This window comes from Geojedonia litorea, from assembly GCF_042654525.1.
Classification (GTDB): Bacteria; Bacteroidota; Bacteroidia; order Flavobacteriales; family Flavobacteriaceae; genus Geojedonia; species Geojedonia litorea.
In genome coordinates this window covers 57,434-78,061 of the sequence record NZ_JBHSGP010000007.1, presented here as the reverse complement: position 1 = coordinate 78,061, position 20,628 = coordinate 57,434, and the positions used below count along the sequence as shown (strand labels likewise).

Annotated in this window: 28 protein-coding genes; 3 read left to right on the top strand and 25 right to left on the bottom strand. The window is 34.9% G+C overall.

All coding sequences use genetic code 11. The features are described 5' to 3' along the window. Positions 1-7 precede the first annotated feature (7 nt). The 25 genes from secY to rpsL all read right to left on the bottom strand — a co-directional run bounded on the left by secY (position 8) and on the right by rpsL (position 13,682). A complete protein-coding gene (secY, locus tag ACFO5O_RS03950; RefSeq protein WP_387961167.1) occupies positions 8-1,357 on the bottom strand; it encodes a preprotein translocase subunit SecY in 1,350 nt (449 codons plus the stop codon). A gap of 12 nt (positions 1,358-1,369) precedes the next feature. After that, positions 1,370-1,822 carry a 50S ribosomal protein L15 gene (rplO, locus tag ACFO5O_RS03945; protein WP_387961165.1) on the bottom strand — a complete coding sequence of 151 codons (453 nt, stop codon included), beginning with the start codon at positions 1,820-1,822 and terminating at the stop codon, positions 1,370-1,372. 12 nt (positions 1,823-1,834) lie between these two features. Beyond that, positions 1,835-2,017: a 50S ribosomal protein L30 gene (rpmD, locus tag ACFO5O_RS03940; RefSeq protein ID WP_119029656.1), complete on the bottom strand. Its 183-nt coding sequence runs from the start codon at positions 2,015-2,017 to the stop codon at positions 1,835-1,837. Between the two features lie 12 nt (positions 2,018-2,029). Continuing rightward, complete coding sequence (gene rpsE, locus ACFO5O_RS03935; RefSeq protein WP_387961163.1) at positions 2,030-2,554, bottom strand: 30S ribosomal protein S5; 525 nt, start codon at positions 2,552-2,554, stop codon at positions 2,030-2,032. A 4-nt stretch (positions 2,555-2,558) separates the two neighbouring features. Next, the gene (gene rplR / locus ACFO5O_RS03930; protein ID WP_387961162.1) at positions 2,559-2,915 is read right to left on the bottom strand and encodes a 50S ribosomal protein L18; all 357 of its coding nucleotides are present in this window, start codon (positions 2,913-2,915) and stop codon (positions 2,559-2,561) included. Between the two features lie 10 nt (positions 2,916-2,925). Further along, positions 2,926-3,468 carry a 50S ribosomal protein L6 gene (gene rplF, locus ACFO5O_RS03925; protein ID WP_387961160.1) on the bottom strand — a complete coding sequence of 181 codons (543 nt, stop codon included), beginning with the start codon at positions 3,466-3,468 and terminating at the stop codon, positions 2,926-2,928. Between the two features lie 18 nt (positions 3,469-3,486). After that, positions 3,487-3,885: a 30S ribosomal protein S8 gene (rpsH, locus tag ACFO5O_RS03920; protein WP_119029660.1), complete on the bottom strand. Its 399-nt coding sequence runs from the start codon at positions 3,883-3,885 to the stop codon at positions 3,487-3,489. A 74-nt stretch (positions 3,886-3,959) separates the two neighbouring features. Continuing rightward, positions 3,960-4,229, bottom strand: coding sequence for a 30S ribosomal protein S14 (gene rpsN, locus ACFO5O_RS03915; RefSeq protein ID WP_387961158.1), 270 nt, complete (start codon positions 4,227-4,229; stop codon positions 3,960-3,962). A gap of 3 nt (positions 4,230-4,232) precedes the next feature. Continuing rightward, entirely contained in the window at positions 4,233-4,784 is a 552-nt protein-coding gene (gene rplE / locus ACFO5O_RS03910; protein ID WP_387961156.1) for a 50S ribosomal protein L5, read from the bottom strand. A 2-nt stretch (positions 4,785-4,786) separates the two neighbouring features. Continuing rightward, positions 4,787-5,098 carry a 50S ribosomal protein L24 gene (gene rplX / locus ACFO5O_RS03905; RefSeq protein WP_387961154.1) on the bottom strand — a complete coding sequence of 104 codons (312 nt, stop codon included), beginning with the start codon at positions 5,096-5,098 and terminating at the stop codon, positions 4,787-4,789. A gap of 11 nt (positions 5,099-5,109) precedes the next feature. Next, positions 5,110-5,478 (bottom strand): 50S ribosomal protein L14, encoded by a 369-nt coding sequence (gene rplN, locus ACFO5O_RS03900; protein ID WP_119029663.1) that lies wholly within the window; start codon positions 5,476-5,478, stop codon positions 5,110-5,112. 2 nt (positions 5,479-5,480) lie between these two features. Beyond that, entirely contained in the window at positions 5,481-5,738 is a 258-nt protein-coding gene (rpsQ, locus tag ACFO5O_RS03895) for a 30S ribosomal protein S17 (RefSeq protein WP_119030689.1), read from the bottom strand. Positions 5,739-5,751: 13 nt separating this feature from the next. Next, complete coding sequence (gene rpmC, locus ACFO5O_RS03890; protein ID WP_387961151.1) at positions 5,752-5,943, bottom strand: 50S ribosomal protein L29; 192 nt, start codon at positions 5,941-5,943, stop codon at positions 5,752-5,754. Between the two features lie 12 nt (positions 5,944-5,955). Then, the gene (rplP, locus tag ACFO5O_RS03885) at positions 5,956-6,375 is read right to left on the bottom strand and encodes a 50S ribosomal protein L16 (protein WP_387961149.1); all 420 of its coding nucleotides are present in this window, start codon (positions 6,373-6,375) and stop codon (positions 5,956-5,958) included. A gap of 18 nt (positions 6,376-6,393) precedes the next feature. Beyond that, positions 6,394-7,119, bottom strand: a complete 726-nt coding sequence (gene rpsC / locus ACFO5O_RS03880; protein WP_387961147.1) for a 30S ribosomal protein S3 — start codon at positions 7,117-7,119, stop codon at positions 6,394-6,396. An 8-nt stretch (positions 7,120-7,127) separates the two neighbouring features. Further along, a complete protein-coding gene (gene rplV / locus ACFO5O_RS03875; protein WP_387961145.1) occupies positions 7,128-7,535 on the bottom strand; it encodes a 50S ribosomal protein L22 in 408 nt (135 codons plus the stop codon). Positions 7,536-7,543: 8 nt separating this feature from the next. Beyond that, a complete protein-coding gene (rpsS, locus tag ACFO5O_RS03870) occupies positions 7,544-7,822 on the bottom strand; it encodes a 30S ribosomal protein S19 (RefSeq protein WP_119029668.1) in 279 nt (92 codons plus the stop codon). Positions 7,823-7,832: 10 nt separating this feature from the next. After that, positions 7,833-8,660, bottom strand: coding sequence for a 50S ribosomal protein L2 (gene rplB / locus ACFO5O_RS03865; protein ID WP_387961143.1), 828 nt, complete (start codon positions 8,658-8,660; stop codon positions 7,833-7,835). Positions 8,661-8,670: 10 nt separating this feature from the next. Continuing rightward, positions 8,671-8,961, bottom strand: a complete 291-nt coding sequence (rplW, locus tag ACFO5O_RS03860; protein ID WP_119029670.1) for a 50S ribosomal protein L23 — start codon at positions 8,959-8,961, stop codon at positions 8,671-8,673. A gap of 7 nt (positions 8,962-8,968) precedes the next feature. Beyond that, on the bottom strand, positions 8,969-9,598 hold the full coding sequence (rplD, locus tag ACFO5O_RS03855; protein ID WP_387961141.1) for a 50S ribosomal protein L4: 630 nt from the start codon (positions 9,596-9,598) through the stop codon (positions 8,969-8,971). After that, positions 9,598-10,215: a 50S ribosomal protein L3 gene (rplC, locus tag ACFO5O_RS03850; RefSeq protein WP_387961139.1), complete on the bottom strand. Its 618-nt coding sequence runs from the start codon at positions 10,213-10,215 to the stop codon at positions 9,598-9,600. The genes rplD and rplC overlap by 1 nt, the downstream gene beginning before the upstream one ends. 143 nt (positions 10,216-10,358) lie before the next feature. Then, positions 10,359-10,664: a 30S ribosomal protein S10 gene (gene rpsJ, locus ACFO5O_RS03845; RefSeq protein ID WP_007650482.1), complete on the bottom strand. Its 306-nt coding sequence runs from the start codon at positions 10,662-10,664 to the stop codon at positions 10,359-10,361. A gap of 11 nt (positions 10,665-10,675) precedes the next feature. Further along, positions 10,676-12,802 carry an elongation factor G gene (fusA, locus tag ACFO5O_RS03840; RefSeq protein ID WP_387961136.1) on the bottom strand — a complete coding sequence of 709 codons (2,127 nt, stop codon included), beginning with the start codon at positions 12,800-12,802 and terminating at the stop codon, positions 10,676-10,678. A gap of 6 nt (positions 12,803-12,808) precedes the next feature. Further along, positions 12,809-13,285 carry a 30S ribosomal protein S7 gene (gene rpsG, locus ACFO5O_RS03835; RefSeq protein WP_387961134.1) on the bottom strand — a complete coding sequence of 159 codons (477 nt, stop codon included), beginning with the start codon at positions 13,283-13,285 and terminating at the stop codon, positions 12,809-12,811. Between the two features lie 22 nt (positions 13,286-13,307). After that, entirely contained in the window at positions 13,308-13,682 is a 375-nt protein-coding gene (gene rpsL, locus ACFO5O_RS03830) for a 30S ribosomal protein S12 (protein ID WP_057783973.1), read from the bottom strand. Positions 13,683-13,857: 175 nt separating this feature from the next. Here rpsL and ACFO5O_RS03825 point away from each other — a divergent pair, with 175 nt between their 5' ends. From ACFO5O_RS03825 to ACFO5O_RS03815, 3 genes are all read left to right on the top strand, one after another. Continuing rightward, complete coding sequence (locus ACFO5O_RS03825; protein WP_387961132.1) at positions 13,858-15,552, top strand: BamA/TamA family outer membrane protein; 1,695 nt, start codon at positions 13,858-13,860, stop codon at positions 15,550-15,552. 100 nt (positions 15,553-15,652) lie between these two features. Next, positions 15,653-18,757, top strand: a complete 3,105-nt coding sequence (locus ACFO5O_RS03820; RefSeq protein WP_387961130.1) for a SusC/RagA family TonB-linked outer membrane protein — start codon at positions 15,653-15,655, stop codon at positions 18,755-18,757. Between the two features lie 11 nt (positions 18,758-18,768). After that, on the top strand, positions 18,769-20,334 hold the full coding sequence (locus tag ACFO5O_RS03815) for a RagB/SusD family nutrient uptake outer membrane protein (RefSeq protein ID WP_387961129.1): 1,566 nt from the start codon (positions 18,769-18,771) through the stop codon (positions 20,332-20,334). The last annotated feature ends 294 nt before the right edge of the window (positions 20,335-20,628 follow it).

Genomic DNA, 20,628 nt, shown 5'->3' with positions numbered 1-20,628 from the left:
ATAATAATTAAGCTACTGCTTTTCTATTTTTACCTGTTTTCATCAAGCCATCATAATGTTTATTCAACAAATATGAGTTTACCTGCTGCATGGTATCTATTGCAACTCCAACCATAATTAAAAGTGATGTACCTCCAAAAAACAATGCCCAACCTGCTTGTACATCCATAAGTTTAACAATGAATGCAGGGAACACTGCTATCAATGCCAAAAATATTGAACCCGGTAGGGTTATTTGGGACATTATTTTATCTAAATATTCTGAAGTTTCTGTTCCTGGTCTAATACCCGGAATAAAACCACCACTTCGTTTTAAATCATCTGCCATTTTATTTGTTGGTACCGTAATAGCTGTATAGAAATACGTAAACACGATAATCAACAGTGCAAATACTAAATTATACCAGAATCCAAAAATATCCGAAAACTGTGCTTGCATCCATTGGCCCGCTTCACTTGTACCAAATGATTTTCCAATTAAACTTGGTACAAACATAATAGCTTGAGCAAAGATGATAGGCATTACACCAGATGCATTCAATTTCAACGGTAAAAACTGTCTAGATCCAAATACATTTTTTTCATATCCGCCAGAAGCTGTACGTCTCGCATACTGAACAGCGATCTTTCTAACCGCCATTACTAGCATTATTGAAGCCATGATAATCACAAACCAAATAACAAGTTCAATTAAGATCATCATTAAACCACCATTGCCTCCACCGTCTAATCTAGACGCTGCATTTTGAATAAATGATTGAGGTAATGTTGCAATAATACCTACCATAATTAATAAGGAAATACCATTACCTATTCCTTTATCTGTAATTTTTTCTCCTAACCACATTGCAAAAATACAGCCTGTAACTAAAATTACAATTGATGAGAAATAGAATAAAGGACCAGTTCCTAATAAAAAGGCTTGTTGAGGAATACCAAATACTGTTGGTAAACTTGCAAGATAACCTGGTGCTTGGAATAAACATATAACAATAGTCAACCAACGTGTGATTTGTGTTATTTTCTTTTGACCGCTAGCACCTTCTTTTTGTAATTTTTGCAAATAAGGAATTGCAATTCCCATTAATTGCACAACAATTGAAGCAGAAATGTAAGGCATGATACCGAGCGCAAATACAGATGCATTAGCGAAAGCTCCACCAGTGAACATATTTAGGATACCTAAAATACCTTCATCTGTACCTTCAACTAAACCACCTAATTGACTAGCATCAATACCAGGAAGTACAACTTGTGCACCAAAACGATAAACTAAAAGCAAACCAAGTGTAAGTATGATTCGGTCTTTTAGTTCCGTTATTTTCCAAACATTTTTTAATGTGTCTATTAATTTCATGCTTTAAAAGTCTTATAAAGTTACAGCTTCTCCTCCTGCAGCTTCAATAGCAGCTTTTGCTGAAGCAGTAAATTTATGAGCAGATACTTTTAATTTAGATTTTAATTCTCCACGACCTAAAATTTTAACTAGATCATTTTTTGTAGCTAAACGTAGCTCAATAAGAGTTTCAAAATCTACAGTATCTTTTATTTGTTTATTATCAACTAATTGTTGTAATGTATCAAGATTTACACCTTGGTATTCAACGCGGTTAACATTGGTAAAACCAAATTTTGGCACACGTCTTTGAAGTGGCATTTGTCCACCTTCAAAACCAACTTTTTTAGAATATCCTGAACGAGATTTAGCTCCTTTGTGTCCACGTGTTGCAGTACCACCTTTACCTGAACCCTGTCCTCGACCGATTCGCTTACCTTGATTTTTAACTGACCCTTCAGCCGGTTTTAAATTACTTAAGTCCATTATTGTGTCTTATTATTTTGTTTCTTCAACAGAAACTAAATGTTTAACTTTATTCACCATACCAATAATATTTGGAGTGGCATCATGTTCTACAACCTGACCGATTTTTTTCAAACCCAAAGCTTCTAAAGTTAGTTTTTGAGTTTTTGTACGATTGATTGCACTTTTTGTCTTTGTTACTTTAATCTTTGCCATCGTCCTTATTGATTAACCGTTAAATACTTTTTGAAGTGAAATACCTCTGTCTTTAGCTACTGCCTGTGCAGATCTCAATTGTAACAATGCATCAAAAGTTGCTTTTACCACATTATGAGGGTTTGATGAGCCTTGAGATTTAGATAATACATCATGAACTCCAACAGCCTCTAATACTGTTCTAACAGCACCACCAGCGATAACACCAGTACCTGGAGCAGCTGGAATAATGTTTACTCGAGCACCACCAAATTTACCTTTTTGTTCATGTGGAAGCGTTTTTTTGATAATTGGAATTCTTACCAAATTTTTCTTTGCATCTTCAACTGCTTTAGCAATTGCAGTAGCAACGTCTTTAGATTTTCCTAAACCATGACCTACTACACCTGCCTCATCTCCTACGACTACTATTGCCGAAAAACCGAATGCTCTACCACCTTTTGTTACTTTGGTAACTCTCTGTACACCAACTAAACGATCTTTTAGATCAATTCCACTTGGTTTTACTAATTCTGCGTTTTTATATTTTTGATACATAATCTTAAAATTTTAGTCCTCCTTCTCTAGCACCTTCTGCTAATGATTTAACTCTACCATGATATTGATATCCACCTCTATCGAAAGCGATGGCTTCAATACCTGATTTTAGTGCTTTTTCAGCAACAGACTTACCTACCAATGCAGCTATTTCTGTTTTAGTACCTTTTGCAGAACTAATGTCTTTATCTCTTGAAGATGCAGAAGCCAAAGTTTTACCAGTTACATCATCTACAACTTGAGCATAAATTTCTTTATTACTTCTGAAGACAGCCAGTCGTGGTCTAGATTCAGTTCCTGAAACTACTTTACGAATTCTGCTTTTAATTCTTAATCTTTTTTGATTCTTTGTCAATGCCATAACTTAACTATTAAGCTGATTTACCTGCTTTTCTTCTTAATTCTTCACCAACAAACTTAACACCTTTACCTTTGTAAGGCTCTGGCTTTCTAAAGCCACGTATTTTAGCAGCTACTTGACCTACCAATTGTTTGTCATGTGATGTTAATTTCACTATTGGGTTTTTCCCTTTTTCTGAAATGGTTTCCACTTTTACTTCTGGAGCCAAATCTAAAACGATATTGTGAGAGAACCCTAATGCTAAATCTAATTTTTGTCCTTGGTTTGAAGCTCTATAACCTACTCCTACCAATTCTAATTCTTTAGTCCATCCTTTAGAAACACCTTTAATCATGTTATTGATTAGTGATCTGTATAGACCGTGTTTAGCTTTTTGTTCATTTTTATCAGAAGATCTTGTTACTAAAACATTTCCTTCTTCAACTTTTATTTCTATACCAGAATACTCTTGAGTTAGTTCACCTAATTTACCTTTCACAGTAATTACATTGTCTTTAACTTCTACTGTAACTCCGTCTGGAATTGCTACTGGGTTATTACCTATTCTTGACATGTTCTTTCTGTTTTTAAATTAGTAAACGTAACATAATAGCTCACCACCAACGTTTTCTTTATGCGCTTGTTTTCCAGTTAACACCCCATGAGATGTTGAAACAATTGCAATTCCAAGTCCGTTAAGGATTCTCGGCATTTCGTTAGCACTTGCATATTTACGTAAACCTGGTTTACTTATTCTTTGAATTTTTTTGATGACTGGTTCTTTGGTCTCTTTATTGTACTTAAGTGCAATTTTGATTGTACCTTGAACAGTAGAGTCATCAAACTTATAACTTAAAATATAGCCCTGATCGAACAATATTTTAGTTATTTCCTTTTTAAGATTAGAAGCAGGAATTTCTACCACTCTGTGGTTAGCTTTTACTGCATTTCTAACTCTTGTTAGATAATCTGCGATTGGATCTGTATACATTTATATTAATTTGCGGTTTTGGTTTTCGAACCCAAGCATTGGGACGAACTTCAAACCAATTTATAATTCTTTGTTTACCAGCTTGCTTTTTTAACGCCTGGTATTAATCCTTGATTTGCCATTTCACGTAACATTACACGAGAAATTCCAAATGTACGAACATAACCACGAGGTCTTCCTGTTAGCTTACATCTGTTGTGCATGCGTACAGGTGATGCATTTCTAGGTAACTTTTGTAATGCTTCGTAATCTCCAGCTTCTTTTAAAGCTTTACGTTTTTCAGCATATTTAGCTACTGTTTTTGCTCTTTTTACCTCACGGGCTTTCATTGATTCTTTAGCCATATCTTAATTTTTTTGAAACGGTAAACCTAATTCCGATAATAACGATTGTGCTTCTTTATCTGTTTCTGCAGATGTTACGAATGTAATATCCATACCAGATATTTTATTGATCTTGTCAATATCTATTTCAGGGAAAATGATTTGTTCTGTAACTCCTAAATTGTAATTACCTCTTCCATCAAATCCTGTTGCTTTGATACCGTTAAAATCTCTAACACGTGGCAAAGCTGAAGTCACCAAACGATCTAAAAACTCATACATTTGCTCACCTCTTAATGTAACTCGCACACCAATTGGCATACCTTTACGTAATTTAAAAGTTGCAACGTCTTTTTTAGACATTGTAGCTACAGCCTTTTGACCTGAAATTTTAGTTACTTCGTCAATTGCGTGATCGATTAGTTTTTTATCTGCAACAGCAGCACCAACACCTTTAGAGATTACTATCTTTTTAAGTTTTGGAACTTGCATTACATTTTTATAACCAAATTCTTCTGTAAGAGCAGAAACTACTTTGTCCTTATACTCTTGTTTTAATCTTGGAACGTAAGCCATAACTATATTACTTCATTAGATTTTTTAGAAAATCTCACTTTTTTATCACCTTCCATTTTAAATCCTACTCGTGTAGGCTCTCCTTTACCAGTTAACAATGATAAATTTGAAATGTGAATTGGTGCTTCCTTCTCTACTATACCACCTTGAGGATTTTGTGCGCTTGGTTTTGTGTGTTTTTTAACCACATTAACGCCCTCAACGATAGCTTTGTTCTTATCTTTAGATACTTTTAGTACTTTGCCTTCAGAACCTTTATGGTCTCCTGCAATAATTTGTACGGTATCTCCTGATTTTATTTTAAGCTTTGTCATTTTATTAGTCATTAAAGCACTTCAGGTGCTAATGATACAATTTTCATGAATTGTTTATCACGAAGTTCTCTTGCAACAGGTCCAAATACACGTGTACCTCTCATTTCTCCTTGCGGATTTAAAAGCACACAAGCATTGTCATCAAATCTTATATAAGATCCATCTGGACGTCTTACTTCTTTTACGGTACGAACAACAACAGCAGTTGAAACCGCTCCTTTTTTGATGTTACCGTTAGGTGTTGCGTCTTTTACTGAAACAACGATCTTATCTCCAATAGAAGCATATCTTCTACCAGTACCTCCTAGAACACGAATGGTCAAAACCTCTTTTGCTCCAGTGTTGTCAGCTACTTTTAATCTTGATTCTTGTTGTACCATAATTACTTCGCTCTTTCAATTATTTCTACTAATCTCCAACATTTAGATTTACTTAAAGGTCGTGTTTCCATGATCTTTACTGTATCTCCAATGTTACAGTCATTTGTCTCGTCGTGTGCAACATATTTTTTTGTTTTTAACACGAACTTACCATACATAGGGTGCTTTACTTTTTTAACTTCAGAAACTACAATAGATTTCTGCATTTTGTTGCTAGTAACAATTCCTATACGTTCTTTTCTTAAATTTCTTGTTTCCATCTCTTATGCAGAATTATTGTAATTCTCTTTTTGTTAATTCTGTTGCAATTCTAGCTACAGAACGACGTACGTTGCGTAACTGAATTGGATTTTCTAAAGGCGATATTGCATGGGCCATTTTAAGGTCTGCATAGCTCTTTTTGGTCTCACCAAGTTTTTCTTGTAACTCAGCCGTTGATAGCTGTTTAATTTCTGCTTGCTTCATAATACTATTTTATTAAGCCTCGTAATCTCGAGCTATAAGGAACTTTGTTTTTACTGGTAGTTTTTGTGCTGCCAAACGTAAAGCTTCTTTAGCTACGTCTAATGGCACGCCTCCTACTTCAAAAAGGATTCTTCCTGGTTTAACAACTGCTACCCAATATTCTACGGCACCTTTACCTTTACCCATACGTACTTCAAGAGGTTTCTTTGTGATAGGCTTGTCTGGAAATATTTTAATCCAAAGTTGACCTTCTCTTTTCATATAACGAGTAGCGGCAATACGTGCTGCTTCTATTTGACGTGATGTTAAGAAATTCGAATCGAGTGATTTTATACCAAACATTCCATTAGAAAGTTCATGACCTCTTCCGGAATTTCCTTTCATACGTCCTTTTTGGACTTTACGAAATTTTGTTTTTTTCGGTTGTAACATTTTCTTTTACTTTAAAAATTACTTTCTGCGACGAGATTTATTCCCACCACGTCCTGCTCCGTCACCTGATTTGCCACCTTGTTTTTTAGACAAACCAACTAATGGAGAAAGTTCTCTCTTACCATATACTTCACCTTTCATGATCCATACTTTAATACCCAATCTACCATAAGTAGTATGAGCTTCAACTAAAGCATAATCAATATCGGCTCTAAATGTTGATAATGGAATTCTTCCTTCTTTGTAATGCTCTGAACGTGCCATCTCTGCACCATTCAAACGACCACTGATTTGGATTTTAATCCCTTCAGCGTTCATACGCATTGCAGCCGCGATAGCCATTTTTATTGCACGTCTGTAAGAAATACGATTCTCAATTTGACGAGCAACGCTTGATGCTACTAAAAATGCATCAACTTCTGGCCTCTTAATTTCAAAGATGTTTAATTGAACTTCCTTATCTGTAATCTTTTTAAGCTCTTCTTTTAACTTGTCTACCTCTTGACCACCTTTCCCGATAATGATACCAGGGCGAGCAGTAGTGATAGTAACGGTTACAAGTTTAAGCGTACGCTCAATGATTACTCTAGACACACTTGCTTTAGATAAACGAGCGTGAACATATTTTCTAATCTTATCGTCTTCGGCAAGTTTATCTCCATAATCATTACCTCCATACCAGTTAGACTCCCATCCTCTGATGATACCTAAACGATTTCCGATTGGATTTGTTTTTTGTCCCATATCTCTATTTAAGCTTGTGTGTTATTTAATGAACCAATCACAACAGTTACGTGATTAGAACGTTTTCTAATTCTGTGTGCACGACCTTGAGGAGCTGGACGTAGCCTTTTTAACATACTACCACCATCTACTCTGATCTCTTTTACAAATAAATCTGCATCTTCAATACTTGCATCTTCATTTTTTGCTTGCCAGTTAGCTATTGCAGAAAGCAACAGTTTCTCTAAACGACGAGATGCCTCTTTTGAACTAAATTTAAGGATCTGAAGTGCTTTTTCAGCTTTTTCACCTCGTACCAAATCTGCCATTAAACGCATTTTTCTTGGTGAGGTAGGACAATTGTTAAGTTTTGCAAATGCAACTTGCTTCTTGTCTTCTTTAATAGCGTCTGCCATTTGTTTTTTACGACTTCCCATAGCGCTTCTTATTTTTTACCTTTATTCTTAGCACCTGCATGTCCTCTAAACGAACGTGTTGGTGAAAATTCTCCTAATTTGTGACCTACCATGTTTTCAGTTACATAAACTGGAACAAATTGACGACCATTGTGAACTGCAATAGTTTGACCAACAAAATCTGGAGTAATCATTGAGGCTCTAGACCAAGTTTTGATTACAGTTTTTTTGTTAGCTGCAACATTTTCAGCTACTTTTTTATCTAATTTATAATGGATGTAAGGTCCTTTTTTTAATGAACGTGCCATATTATCTCAATTATTTCTTTCTACGTTCTACAATATATTTATTACTCGCTTTGGTTTTAGAACGTGTTCTGTAACCTTTAGCTGGAATACCGTTTCTAGATCTTGGATGACCTCCTGAAGCACGACCTTCACCACCACCCATTGGGTGATCAACTGGGTTCATAACTACTGGTCTAACTCTAGGTCTTCTTCCTAACCATCTACTTCTACCTGCTTTACCAGATACTAATAATTGATGATCAGAATTTGAAACGACTCCAATTGTAGCCATACAATCTGCAAGTATTAATCGTGTTTCACCTGAAGGTAATTTCACGGTTGCAAATTTTCCATCTCTTGCCATTAATTGAGCAAATGCACCAGCACTACGTGCCATAACTGCACCTTGACCAGGACGTAATTCAATACAGGAAATAATAGTTCCTAATGGAATTTGGCTCAATGGCATTGCATTTCCAATTTCTGGAGCTACACCTTCTTTACCAGAAACTACATTTTGCCCAACTTGTAAACCATTTTGAGCAATGATGTAAGTTTTCTCACCATCTTGGTAGTTCAATAATGCGATAAATGCTGTTCTGTTTGGATCGTACTCGATTGACTTAACTTCAGCTGGAATTCCAGTTTTGTTACGTTTGAAATCAATAATACGATACTTTCTTTTATGACCTCCACCAATATGGCGCATAGTCATTTTTCCTTGACTGTTTCTACCACCAGATCTTTTGTTCGGAGCAAGCAAGCTTTTCTCCGGCTTATCAGTAGTGATGGCGTCAAATCCATTTACTACTCTAAATCGCTGAGCTGATGTGATCGGTTTTAATTTTCTTACTGACATGTTTGTCTAATTACAGATTACTGTATAAATCAATAGTTTCACCTTCCGCCAGTTGTACAATTGCTTTTTTAACAGCATTTGTTTTACCATGTTGAATACCAGTTTTTGTAAACTTGGTACTTCTATCTGGACGGACATTTATAGTACGAACTTTTTCAACAGAAACGCCATAAGCAGCTTCAACTGCTTTTTTGATTTCTACCTTGTTCGCCTTTGTATTCACCTGAAAACTAAAGCAATTATTCAACTCACTATTAGTTGTTGCTTTTTCGGTGATGATAGGTTTAATTAAGATACTCATGGTTTTCTTATTTACTTAAATTCGTTTCAATTCCTTCTAAAGAACTCTCTAAAAGGACTAATTTATTTGCATTTAAAATCTTGTAAGTGCTTAATTCTGAATTGATTATAACTTCAGACCCTTCAAAATTTCGTGATGACAAATATACATTATTATTTGAAGCACCCAACACAAACAAAGATTTTTTGTCTTGTATGTCTAATGCCTTTAAAATAGCAGTGAAATTTTTAGTTTTTGGAGTTTCAAAATTGAAGTCCTCTAAAACTACAATGCTATTGTCATTTGCCTTCATTGTTAAAGCCGATTTACGTGCTAAACGCTTCAAGTTTTTATTTAATTTGAAACTATAGCTTCTTGGTCTAGGACCAAACATACGTCCACCGCCTTTAAATACACCAGACTTAATAGAACCTGCACGTGCAGTACCAGTTCCTTTTTGTTTTTTAATCTTACGTGTACTTCCTGCAATTTCTGCTCTTTCTTTAGCCTTGTGTGTACCTTGACGTTGGTTAGCTAGATATTGTTTAACATCTAAATAAACTGCATGGTTATTAGGCTCTATCGCAAACACATCTTTAGAAAGCTCTGCTTTTCTACCTGTGTCTTTTCCGTTGATATCTAAAACTGCTACTTTCATTATTTCTCAATGATTACATAAGAGTTTTTATGACCAGGAACACATCCTTTTACTACAAGTAAATTCTTTTCAGGAACTACTTTGTACACTCTTAAATTTTCAACTTTCACTCTTTCGCCACCCATTCTTCCGGCCATTTTCATTCCTTTGAATACTCTCGCAGGATATGAAGCAGCACCAATAGAACCTGGAGCTCTTAAACGGTTGTGCTGACCATGCGTTGCTTGACCAACTCCGCCAAAACCATGACGCTTTACAACTCCTTGGAAACCTTTTCCTTTAGAGGTACCTGCAATATCAACAAATTCACCTTCAATAAAGTGTTCTACTGTGATAGCATCACCTAATTTGTAATCTTCTTCAAATCCTTGGAATTCAGCGACTTTAATTTTAACAGAAGTACCTGCTTTTTTGGCGTGACCCGTTTCAGCTTTTGTAGCACTTTTCTCTGTCTTGTCATCGAAACCAAGTTGAAGAGCATTATACCCGTCAACCTCTTCGGTTCTGACTTGGGTAACGATACATGGTCCAGCTTCGATTACTGTACATGGAATGTTTTTTCCATTTTCATCGTAGATGCTGGTCATACCGATTTTTTTTCCTATTAACCCAGACATATTTATTAATTATTAATTATTACTTACTTATTTAAAAAATTTCAGGGTCAAAATACGTTTCAACCCTGAATTGTATTTTTTCCCGTTTTTCCTTTGCTCGCAGCTCTGGACATGTCTTCAAGGATTTAAACCTTGAATTTCACTTACACTTTTATCTCTACTTCTACTCCACTTGGTAATTCAAGTTTCATCAAAGCATCAATAGTTTTAGAAGATGAAGAGTAAATATCTAATAAGCGCTTATATGAGCTTAATTGAAATTGTTCTCTTGACTTCTTGTTTACGTGAGGTGAACGTAACACTGTGAAAATCTTTTTGTGGGTTGGTAATGGAATTGGTCCTGTTACTACCGCACCTGTACTTTTTACAGTTTTTACAATCTTATCAGCAGATTTGTCTACTAAATTGTGATCGTATGATTTTAATTTTATTCTGATTTTTTGACTCATTTTCTTAAAATTTAAGCTTCAACGCCTTTAGCTGCTTTAATTACTTCTTCAGAAATGTTTGAAGGAGTTTCAGCATAATGTGAAAATTCCATTGTTGATGTTGCTCTACCTGAAGATAGCGTACGTAATGATGTTACATAACCAAACATTTCAGATAATGGCACGTGTGCCTTCACAACTTTTGAACCTGCTCTGTCACCCATGTCATTTACTTGACCACGACGACGGTTAAGGTCTCCTACAATATCTCCCATGTTTTCTTCAGGAGTTAACACTTCTAATTTCATGATTGGCTCCATGATTACCGCTTTTGCAGCTTTTGCAGCAGCTTTAAATCCTAGTTTTGCAGCCAATTCGAATGATAATTGATCAGAATCCACATCATGGTATGAACCATCTGTTAGAGTCACTTTCATAGCATCTACTTCGTAACCTGCTAATGGACCATTAATCATGGCTTGTTTGAATCCTTTTTCAATAGAAGGGATAAATTCTTTAGGAACGTTACCTCCTTTGATTTCAGAAACAAACTCTAAACCAGTTTTTCCTTCATCTGCCGGACTCAATGTGAATACGATATCGGCAAATTTACCACGACCACCAGATTGTTTTTTGTAAACTTCTCTGTGTTGTGCTGTTCTTGTGATAGCTTCTTTATACTCTACTTGAGGTTGACCTTGATTTACTTCAACTTTAAACTCACGACGTAAACGATCTACAATGATATCTAAGTGAAGCTCACCCATACCAGAAATAATCGTTTGTCCTGATGCTTCATCAGTTCTAACAGTAAATGTTGGATCTTCTTCAGCTAATTTAGATAAAGCCATACCTAATTTATCAACATCTGCTTTAGTTTTAGGCTCAACCGCGATACCAATAACTGGATCAGGGAAGTTCATACTTTCTAAAACAATAGGATGTTTTTCATCTGATAATGTATCTCCTGTTTTGATAGATTTAAATCCTACAGCAGCTCCAATATCTCCAGCTTCAATAAAATCAATTGCATTTTGCTTATTAGCGTGCATTTGGTAAATACGTGAAATACGTTCTTTGTTTCCTGAACGATTATTTAACACGTAAGAACCTGCATCTAAACGTCCTGAATAGGCACGGAAGAATGCTAAACGACCTACGAAAGGATCTGTAGCAATCTTAAATGCTAATGCAGCAAACGGCTCATCAACAGATGGTCTTCTTTTCTCTTCTTTTTCAGTATCAGGATTCACACCGATAATAGCCTCTTTGTCTAGAGGAGAAGGTAAATATCTACATACAGCATCCAACAAGAATTGAACACCTTTATTTTTAAATGAAGAACCACAAATCATTGGGATGATTGCCATATCCATAACGGCAGCTCTTAATGCAGCGTGAATTTCATCTTCTGTAATAGAATCTTCATCCTCCATGAACTTCTCAAGTAAGTTCTCGTCGTAAGTTGCTACTTCTTCTATTAATAATGCTCTGTATTGTTTAGCTTCTGCTTTTAATTCTTCAGGAATTTCGATCACATCGAAAGTAGCTCCTAAAGTTTCGTCATGCCAAACAATAGCTCTGTTCTTTACTAAATCAACAACACCTTTAAAATCGATCTCGTCACCAATAGGAAGAACGATAGGCACTGCATTAGAACCTAACATTTCTTTAACCTGCTTATTAACTTCCATAAAGTTAGCACCTTGACGGTCCATTTTATTTACGAAACCAATACGAGGCACTTTATAGTTATCAGCAAGTCTCCAGTTAGTTTCAGATTGAGGCTCAACACCATCAACTGCACTAAACAAGAATACCAATCCATCTAATACACGTAATGAACGATTTACTTCAACCGTAAAATCAACGTGACCAGGGGTATCTATAATATTAAAGTGGAAACTATTTGAATCTGGTGTTGGCTCCCCATTTAAACGAGGAAAAACCCACTCACAAGTAGTCGCAGCAGAAGTAATTGTAATACCTCTTTCTTGCTCTTGCTCCATCCAGTCCATAGTAGCCGCTCCATCATGTACTTCACCAATTTTGTGAGATACTCCTGTATAGAAAAGAATACGTTCTGTTGTAGTTGTTTTTCCTGCATCAATATGAGCAGCAATACCTATATTTCTTGTATATTTTAAATCTCTTGCCATCTTAAATTAAAATCTAAAGTGTGAGAATGCTTTATTAGCTTCGGCCATTTTGTGAGTATCCATACGCTTTTTAACAGCAGCACCTTCTTCTTTGGCAGCAGCCAAGATTTCGGCAGCTAATTTAGCTGGCATAGATTTTTCATTTCTTTTACGTGAGTAACTAATTAACCATTTCATGGCTGTAGATACTTTACGATCTGGACGAATTTGCATAGGGATTTGGAATGTTGCACCTCCAACACGACGGCTACGTACTTCTACGTGAGGCATCACATTAGATAAAGCATCTTTCCATAATTCTAAAGCTGTTTTTTCATCGTCAGTCTTTTTTGAATCTACAATGTCAATTGCATCATAGAATACTTTAAAAGCTACTGACTTCTTACCATCCCACATCATCATGTTCACGAAACGTGTCACTAACTGATCGTTAAAACGTGGATCTGGTAAAAGCGGTCTTTTTTTCGCTGCTCTTTTTCTCATGTCTTCTTCTTAAAGTTTTTAATTACTTTTTAGGGCGTTTTGCACCATACTTAGATCTACGTTGTGTTCTGCCTGCAACACCTGCTGTGTCTAAAGCACCACGAACAATGTGGTATCTAACTCCTGGTAAATCTTTTACCCTTCCACCTCTAACCAATACTATCGAGTGCTCTTGTAAATTGTGTCCCTCTCCTGGAATGTATGCGTTCACCTCATTACCATTAGTCAACCTTACCCTTGCAACTTTACGCATTGCCGAGTTAGGTTTTTTAGGTGTAGTAGTGTAAACACGCGTACAAACTCCACGACGTTGTGGACACGAATCTAAAGCAGCCGATTTACTCTTCTTGGTTATTTTGGCTCTTCCTTTTCGTACTAATTGTGAAATTGTTGGCATATATTTCTATATATAATTTTGTTAAACCCTCTCTTTAGAGGGCTGCAAAGGTAGAAATAAATATCAATTTTTCAAATGTAAAATGATTAATTTTAAAAAGATTGAGGATTTATTTTTTTAATACCATATTTTTAGATGATTTTTTACGTTAATATTTGATATCTATTCAATTTTTATGCTCAAAAAGCTTTTTGGAACCATTGGGATTTTATGCTTGTTATTTTCATCAACTGTGGAGTCTCAATCCTTGCTTTTGAAAGCAAAAGGGCAAGCCGAAAACGAAACAAAAATTCTCGATTCGATTAGCTATAAGAAACTATTTAATGATTATGAATCCCTGAATAATGAAATTTATAGCTTAAAAAATAAATTAGAAAAAATAGGTTTTTTAGAAAGCAAGTTAGAAGCGATACAAAAAGCGAATGACAGCACGTTTCTTGCCTTATTTAACATAGGAATAAAATACAAATCCATAGACCTCTATTATAAAGGACTCATTGAAAAGAAAGTCATATCTAATATTGCTTCAGAAGTTAATGATGATTTTTTTAGGATAAGTTTTGAAAAACTCGAAGAATCTTTAAACTATTTAAATGCTGCTTTGGCCGAAAAAGGCAATCCATTTTTAAAAATTCAGATTATTGATGTTCTTAAGAATGACGACCTTACCCTAAAAGGTACTTTGGTAATAATCAATGAGAATGAAGACCAACGAACCATTGATCAAATTATAGTCAAGGGTTATGATAAGTTTCCAAGATCATATATCAAGCATTACTTAAAACTTAAACCAAAGCAACTATTAAATATCAAATCAATTAATAGTAAAACATCAGATCTTGAAAATTTGGTTTTCGCAAATCAAATAAGAGAACCTGAACTACTTTTCACTAAAGATTCAACTTCTCTATACATATATATTGAGAAAGCGAACAGCAACACCTTTGATGGGTTTTTAGGTTTTGGAACAAACGATCAAACAGGAAATATCGAATTTGATGGCTATTTAAATTTAAATCTTACTAATAACTTAAATTATGGAGAATCGCTTAAATTATTATACAAAAGCGATGAGAACAAACAACGAACCTTTGACATTAAGGTAAGCATGCCTTACGTTTTTGGTTCTCCATTAGGGACCGAATTCAAACTAAACATATTTAGGAAAGATTCAACTTTTATTACAACATCACAATCTGCAAAACTTATTTATCAATTTAATTCGAGAAATGTTTTGTCTGCAGGTATTAATTCAATTTCATCGAATAATTTATTAGAGAATTCAACAGCATTATTACAGGATTACAAATCAAACTTCTACTTATTCAATTATGCTCATCAAAGGAATCAAAAATTTGATATTTTATTTCCGACAAACTTTCTTTTTGACTTAAGTTTTGGGACTGGCAAACGAACATTAGAAAACATTAATACATCACAAACAAGTTTATATCTTGATACTTTTAAAATTTTCCATCTTAACACAAGAAATAATATTTATTTGAGATTAAATGGTGGTTCACTAATGTCAGATAATTATCTAGAAAATGAGCTTATGCGTTTTGGCGGAATCAACTCGATTAGGGGTTTTGAAGAGAATAGTTTATATGCAAATTTATTTTCGGTACTAAATTCAGAATACCGATACCGAGTAAGCAATAATCTTTACATTCATTCTGTTATAGATCTCGCCTATTTTGAAAACCAAATAATTGATGTAAAAGACAAACTTTTAGGTCTTGGTTTTGGTTTTGGCCTACTCACTCAAGCTGGGCTTTTTAAATTAAATTACAGTTCCGGGAACTCTGAAAACCAAGAATTTACACTTTCTAATTCAAAAATTCATATTAGTTTATCTTCAACATTTTAACATTTATTTTGTTAAATTTTTAATTATTTAACACGCTCTATTGCTTTATGTGTAATTATTTATCACATTTGCCGGCAAAATTTTTAACTAATTCAAAAAAATGAAGACAAAATGTAGCATACTACTAACACTATTTTTAGTGTTCGTTGGGCAGATTTTATTTGCTCAACAAAAAACCATTTCAGGAACAGTGTCTGATGAATCTGGGATTCCTATTGCCGGAGTTAATATTCTGATAAAAGGAACAACAGTTGGAACTCAAACTGATTTTGATGGTAATTATTCATTAAGTGCTAAAGCAGGTGACATATTGGCGTTCTCCTACGTAGGGCTTAAATCCAAAGAAGTTACCGTAGGTACTTCAAACACAATTAATGTATCAATGGTCGAAGATGCAGCCGAATTAGATGAGATTGTCGTTATCGGTTACGGTGTGCAAAAAAAGACAGAGGTCACAGGATCTATTTCTAGTATTTCTGGAAGTGATTTACAAGGTTTGGTTACGCCAAGTTTTGAATCTCAACTAGCTGGTAGAGCTGCTGGTGTTCAAGTGACAACAAACAATGGAATTATTGGAGAATCTCCAAGAATTAGAATTAGAGGTATCGCTTCTATTGGTTCTGGTACATCTCCTCTAATTGTTGTTGACGGAATGCCAATCTATTCCGGAAATGTTGGAGGATATGCTTCAGCAAACGGTCTAGGAGACATTAACCCCAATGATATAGAGTCATTTGAGATACTTAAAGATGGTGCCGCCACCGCAATTTACGGATCAAGAGCTGCAAATGGTGTGATTTTAATCACTACAAAAAAAGGAAAGAAAGGAACTATGAAGGTTAACTACAGTAATGTTGTTGGATTCGCATCAGCAATTAAAACATTTAACTTATTAGAAACACCAGACTTTTTAATTATTGCGAATGAAAAACGCACCAATAGAAGCCAAGCTCCTTGGGCAATTGGCGCAGACTACAATACCGATTGGCAAAAAGCAGTATTAAATTCTAGTGCTTTACAAACTGATCATAACCTTTCCTTAAACGGCGGGACAGAAAGCACAAAATACTTTTTCTCTTTAGGTTATACAGATCAAGAAGGTGTTGCAAAAGCCAACTCTATGGCCCGATATAATTTAAGAGCCAGTTTAGAACATGATATAAACAAATGGCTAACCGTAGGAGGAAGTATTGCAGTTACAAGAACGGAATATAGCGGTTTAAATACAGGTAGAAATTCATTATCTGGAAACATTTTCAACGCCACAAGACAACTACCAAACACCCCAATATATAATCCTGCCCATCCAACAGGATATAACTTATCTGATGACAATAGTGTTGTTGGTCAATGGGACAATACTGACCCAGTAGGGGACAACATTTCTAACATCGTCTATGTTTTAGATAATAATAGATTTGAATCCAAAATTAATAGGACTATTGTAAATACATTTGCTTCTATCGATATTTTAGATGGCTTAAACTATCGATTCCAAGCAAGTTCTGACAACCCATTAACATCAGGATTCCTATACTATAGCCCTGTCCATGGCGATGGTCGAGGATCTAATGGTCGTCTTCAAAATAATAATACTGACTTATTAAGATGGAATATTCAAAATATTTTGTCCTATAATAAATCTTTCAATGAAGCTCACAATTTTAGTGCAACAGCTGTTGCTGAATATCAAAAAGAAAGAAACCAATCATTCTTTGGAACAGGAACAAATCTTTTAGATGAATTCTACAACAACAATTTAGTAACAGATGCCTACGGAACACAAACTTCTGGCGGAGGAATTACTGAAAACGGAATCATTTCTTATGTTGGCCGATTAAGCTACAATTTCAAACAAAGATACTTTCTGCAAGGCTCTGTGAGACGTGACGGAATTTCAAAATTGAGTGAAGCCAAAAGATGGAATAACTTCACTGGATATTCAGCTGGATGGAATATTGCCAAAGAAAATTTTTTTAGTGGCTTAAACCATGTAATTAATGAATTCAAAATAAGAGGCTCGTATTCTGAAGTTGGAAATACTGAAATCGGAAGCTACCCTTATTTAGGACTTACATCAGCTTCTCAATATGGAACTCTTAACGGAATTGCATTTACTCAATTTGGTAATGATCAATTACTATGGGAAACTAGTAAAAAAACCGACTACGGCGTTGATTTAGCATTATTAAAAAATCGTCTTAAATTAAGTTTTGATTATTACAAAAATGATATTGACGGATTAATTTTAGATGTTCCTATTCCACCATCACTTGGTGTGCCAAGTAATAGAGTTAAAACCAATATAGGCTCAATGTTTAACGAAGGTTACGAATTTTTAGCTGATTTTAGAGCTATAGACAATGGTAATTTCAGCTGGAATATTTCTGCTAATTTAACTTTAGAAAACAATGAGGTAACAAGTATTCCTAATAGCCAAGATATTTTAGGAGGAACTTTCACAGATACTAATATTGCTCCCAACTTAATAATCCGTGAAGGCGAATCCATCAACTCTCTTTATGGCTACAAATATTGGGGAGTAAATCCAGCAAACGGAAATCCAGTTTATTATAAAGGTGACGGAACTTTAGTTCAAGGCAATATAGGACCAAATACGTATTTTGTATTTGACCCTAATAACCCTGAAGATTTATCCACTCCATCTTCGTTAAGTGCTGCAGATGACAGAGTAATATTAGGCAATACTTTACCAAAATATTTTGGTTCAGTTATCAATAAGTTAAATTATAAAGACTTTGACCTAACTTTTATGTTTCGCTTCAGTGGTGGTAACAAAATTTTCAACTCAACTAGAAGAGATCTGGTAACACAGAATTTAAATAATAATAGTACTGAAATTTTAGGAAGGTGGCAAAGTCCAGAAAACCCTGGAGATGGCATGACACCTAGACTGTATGCTAGTAACAATACTTTCTCAAACCTTACGAGTGGAGCAACAACACGATTTTTAGAGAATGGCGACTTTATCAGTCTTGACAATGTTACTTTAGGATATCAACTACCAAAAGATGTTACAAGCAGAATAAAGGTTGATGCCGTCAGATTATTTGTTCAAGGTCAAAACCTTTTAACCATAACCGATTACAAAGGTCTTAATCCTGAAATGGAAACTGGAGGCGTTGACTTGAATGGCACACCAAGAGCAAAGATTTTGTCTTTAGGATTAAACGTTAATTTATAATTTTTAAATAAATGAAAAATATATTCAAATTTATAGCACTATCTTTTATAGGAATCGGATTGGTTTCATGTTCAGAAGATAGTATTTTAGACTTAAGCCCAATCAACAACATTTCTGTTGATGATGCATTTTCTTCACCTAGCTTAATTGAAAGCTCTATTAACGGAATGTACAATGCTGCTGCAATAGGACAATATAACTCAACCGCTCCTAATGGAGGTCGAGGATATATTTGGGGTGCCGCATTTGTTCAACAAGGTGATTGTCGAGGAGAAGATGTTGTTAATACAGCAACTTTTTACCAATTAACTTATACAGCAACTTATGATCCAACAACTGCTAATAATGTTTATTATTGGGTAGATGGGTATAGATTAATTAATAGAGCTAATTTAGTTATAGAAGGTGTAACCAAAGCGGTAGCAAACAATATCATAACCCAAGAAATAGGCAACAACTACATTGGACAAGCTAAATTTTTAAGAGCGATTACCCATTTTGAGTTATTAACTTATTTTGCCAGACCATACAATTTTACTTCAAATGCCGGACACCCAGGAATTCCTTATAGAGAAGTTGGTGTAGACACTCAAGGAGAAATTGATTCAGAAATTTTAAAAGGAAGAAATACTGTAGCAGAGTGTTATCAAAAAGTTTTAGCTGACCTTAACGATGCTGAATCTCTTATTACAAACACATCACTAACTAAAGCTTCTAAAAATGCAGCAATAGCCTTTAAAACAAGAGTATACCTGCATATGAGGGATTGGAACAATGTCATTGTTGAAGGAACTAAGTTAAATGGAAAATACACTCTAACACCTGAGCCTGACGGACCATTTGACGATAGCTATGGCAACACAGAATCCATATTCTCAATCTTGCAAGCTTCTACTAACAACCCTGGTGTTAACGCAGCACTGGCTTCTCAATATAACAGAAGAAGGCTCGTGTGTATTAGCCCAATCATTTGGAGAGATCCAAGTTGGTTAGTTGATGATAAACGTAGATCTGAAACTTATAATGGCACGAACCCAGATGGAATGGTTTTTACAGTTTCAGGAAGAAAGTATACAGCTAAATACAGAGATGGAGTAAACTACACTGACGCCGCTCCTGTAATTAGATATGCTGAAGTTTTATTAAATATGGCAGAAGCACATGCTCGCAAATCTACTCCAGATTTAACTGCATCATTGAATCTATTGAACATGGTAAGAAATAGAGCTTTGGCAAGCCCTGGCACTCAAGCTTACACGGCTACTTCTTTCCTTACCCCTTCAGCAATGGTTGGTGCAATTCTTATTGAAAGAAGGATTGAGTTTTTAATGGAAGGTCGCAGATGGTCTGATATTCATAGATTACAAAATGACAATTTACATCCAATAGATGGTATCCCAGCAAAAGTGGCAAATGGAAATCCAGCAGCAGCCACCTTTACATTAGGCACACCTTATACCGGACCATATGGTGTGGCTGCAATCCCAGGATCTGATTCACGATTCTTATGGCCAATACCCCAAATCGAAATAGATGCTAACCCAACCTTAGCAACTCAACAAAATCCTGGTTGGTAAATTATAACAATTATTTAGTCTCAAAACCAAAAAGCAGCGATAATATCTCGCTGCTTTTTTGATTTTCAAAATATGCAGTTCTGATAAAGCATTTAAAAATTAATTTATTGTAAAACCATTGAAATTTATGATTATGATTTTAGTAAATAATTACCTATCAAAAAAAGTTAGGTAATTCATTTTAAAATAACCATATTTAAACTGAATATCAAAAGCTTACCCTGTTCAAACTTCACAACCCTTTCAATGGACTTAAGTCGCTTTTAATGCGAAATTCAACGCAATCGATTTAGT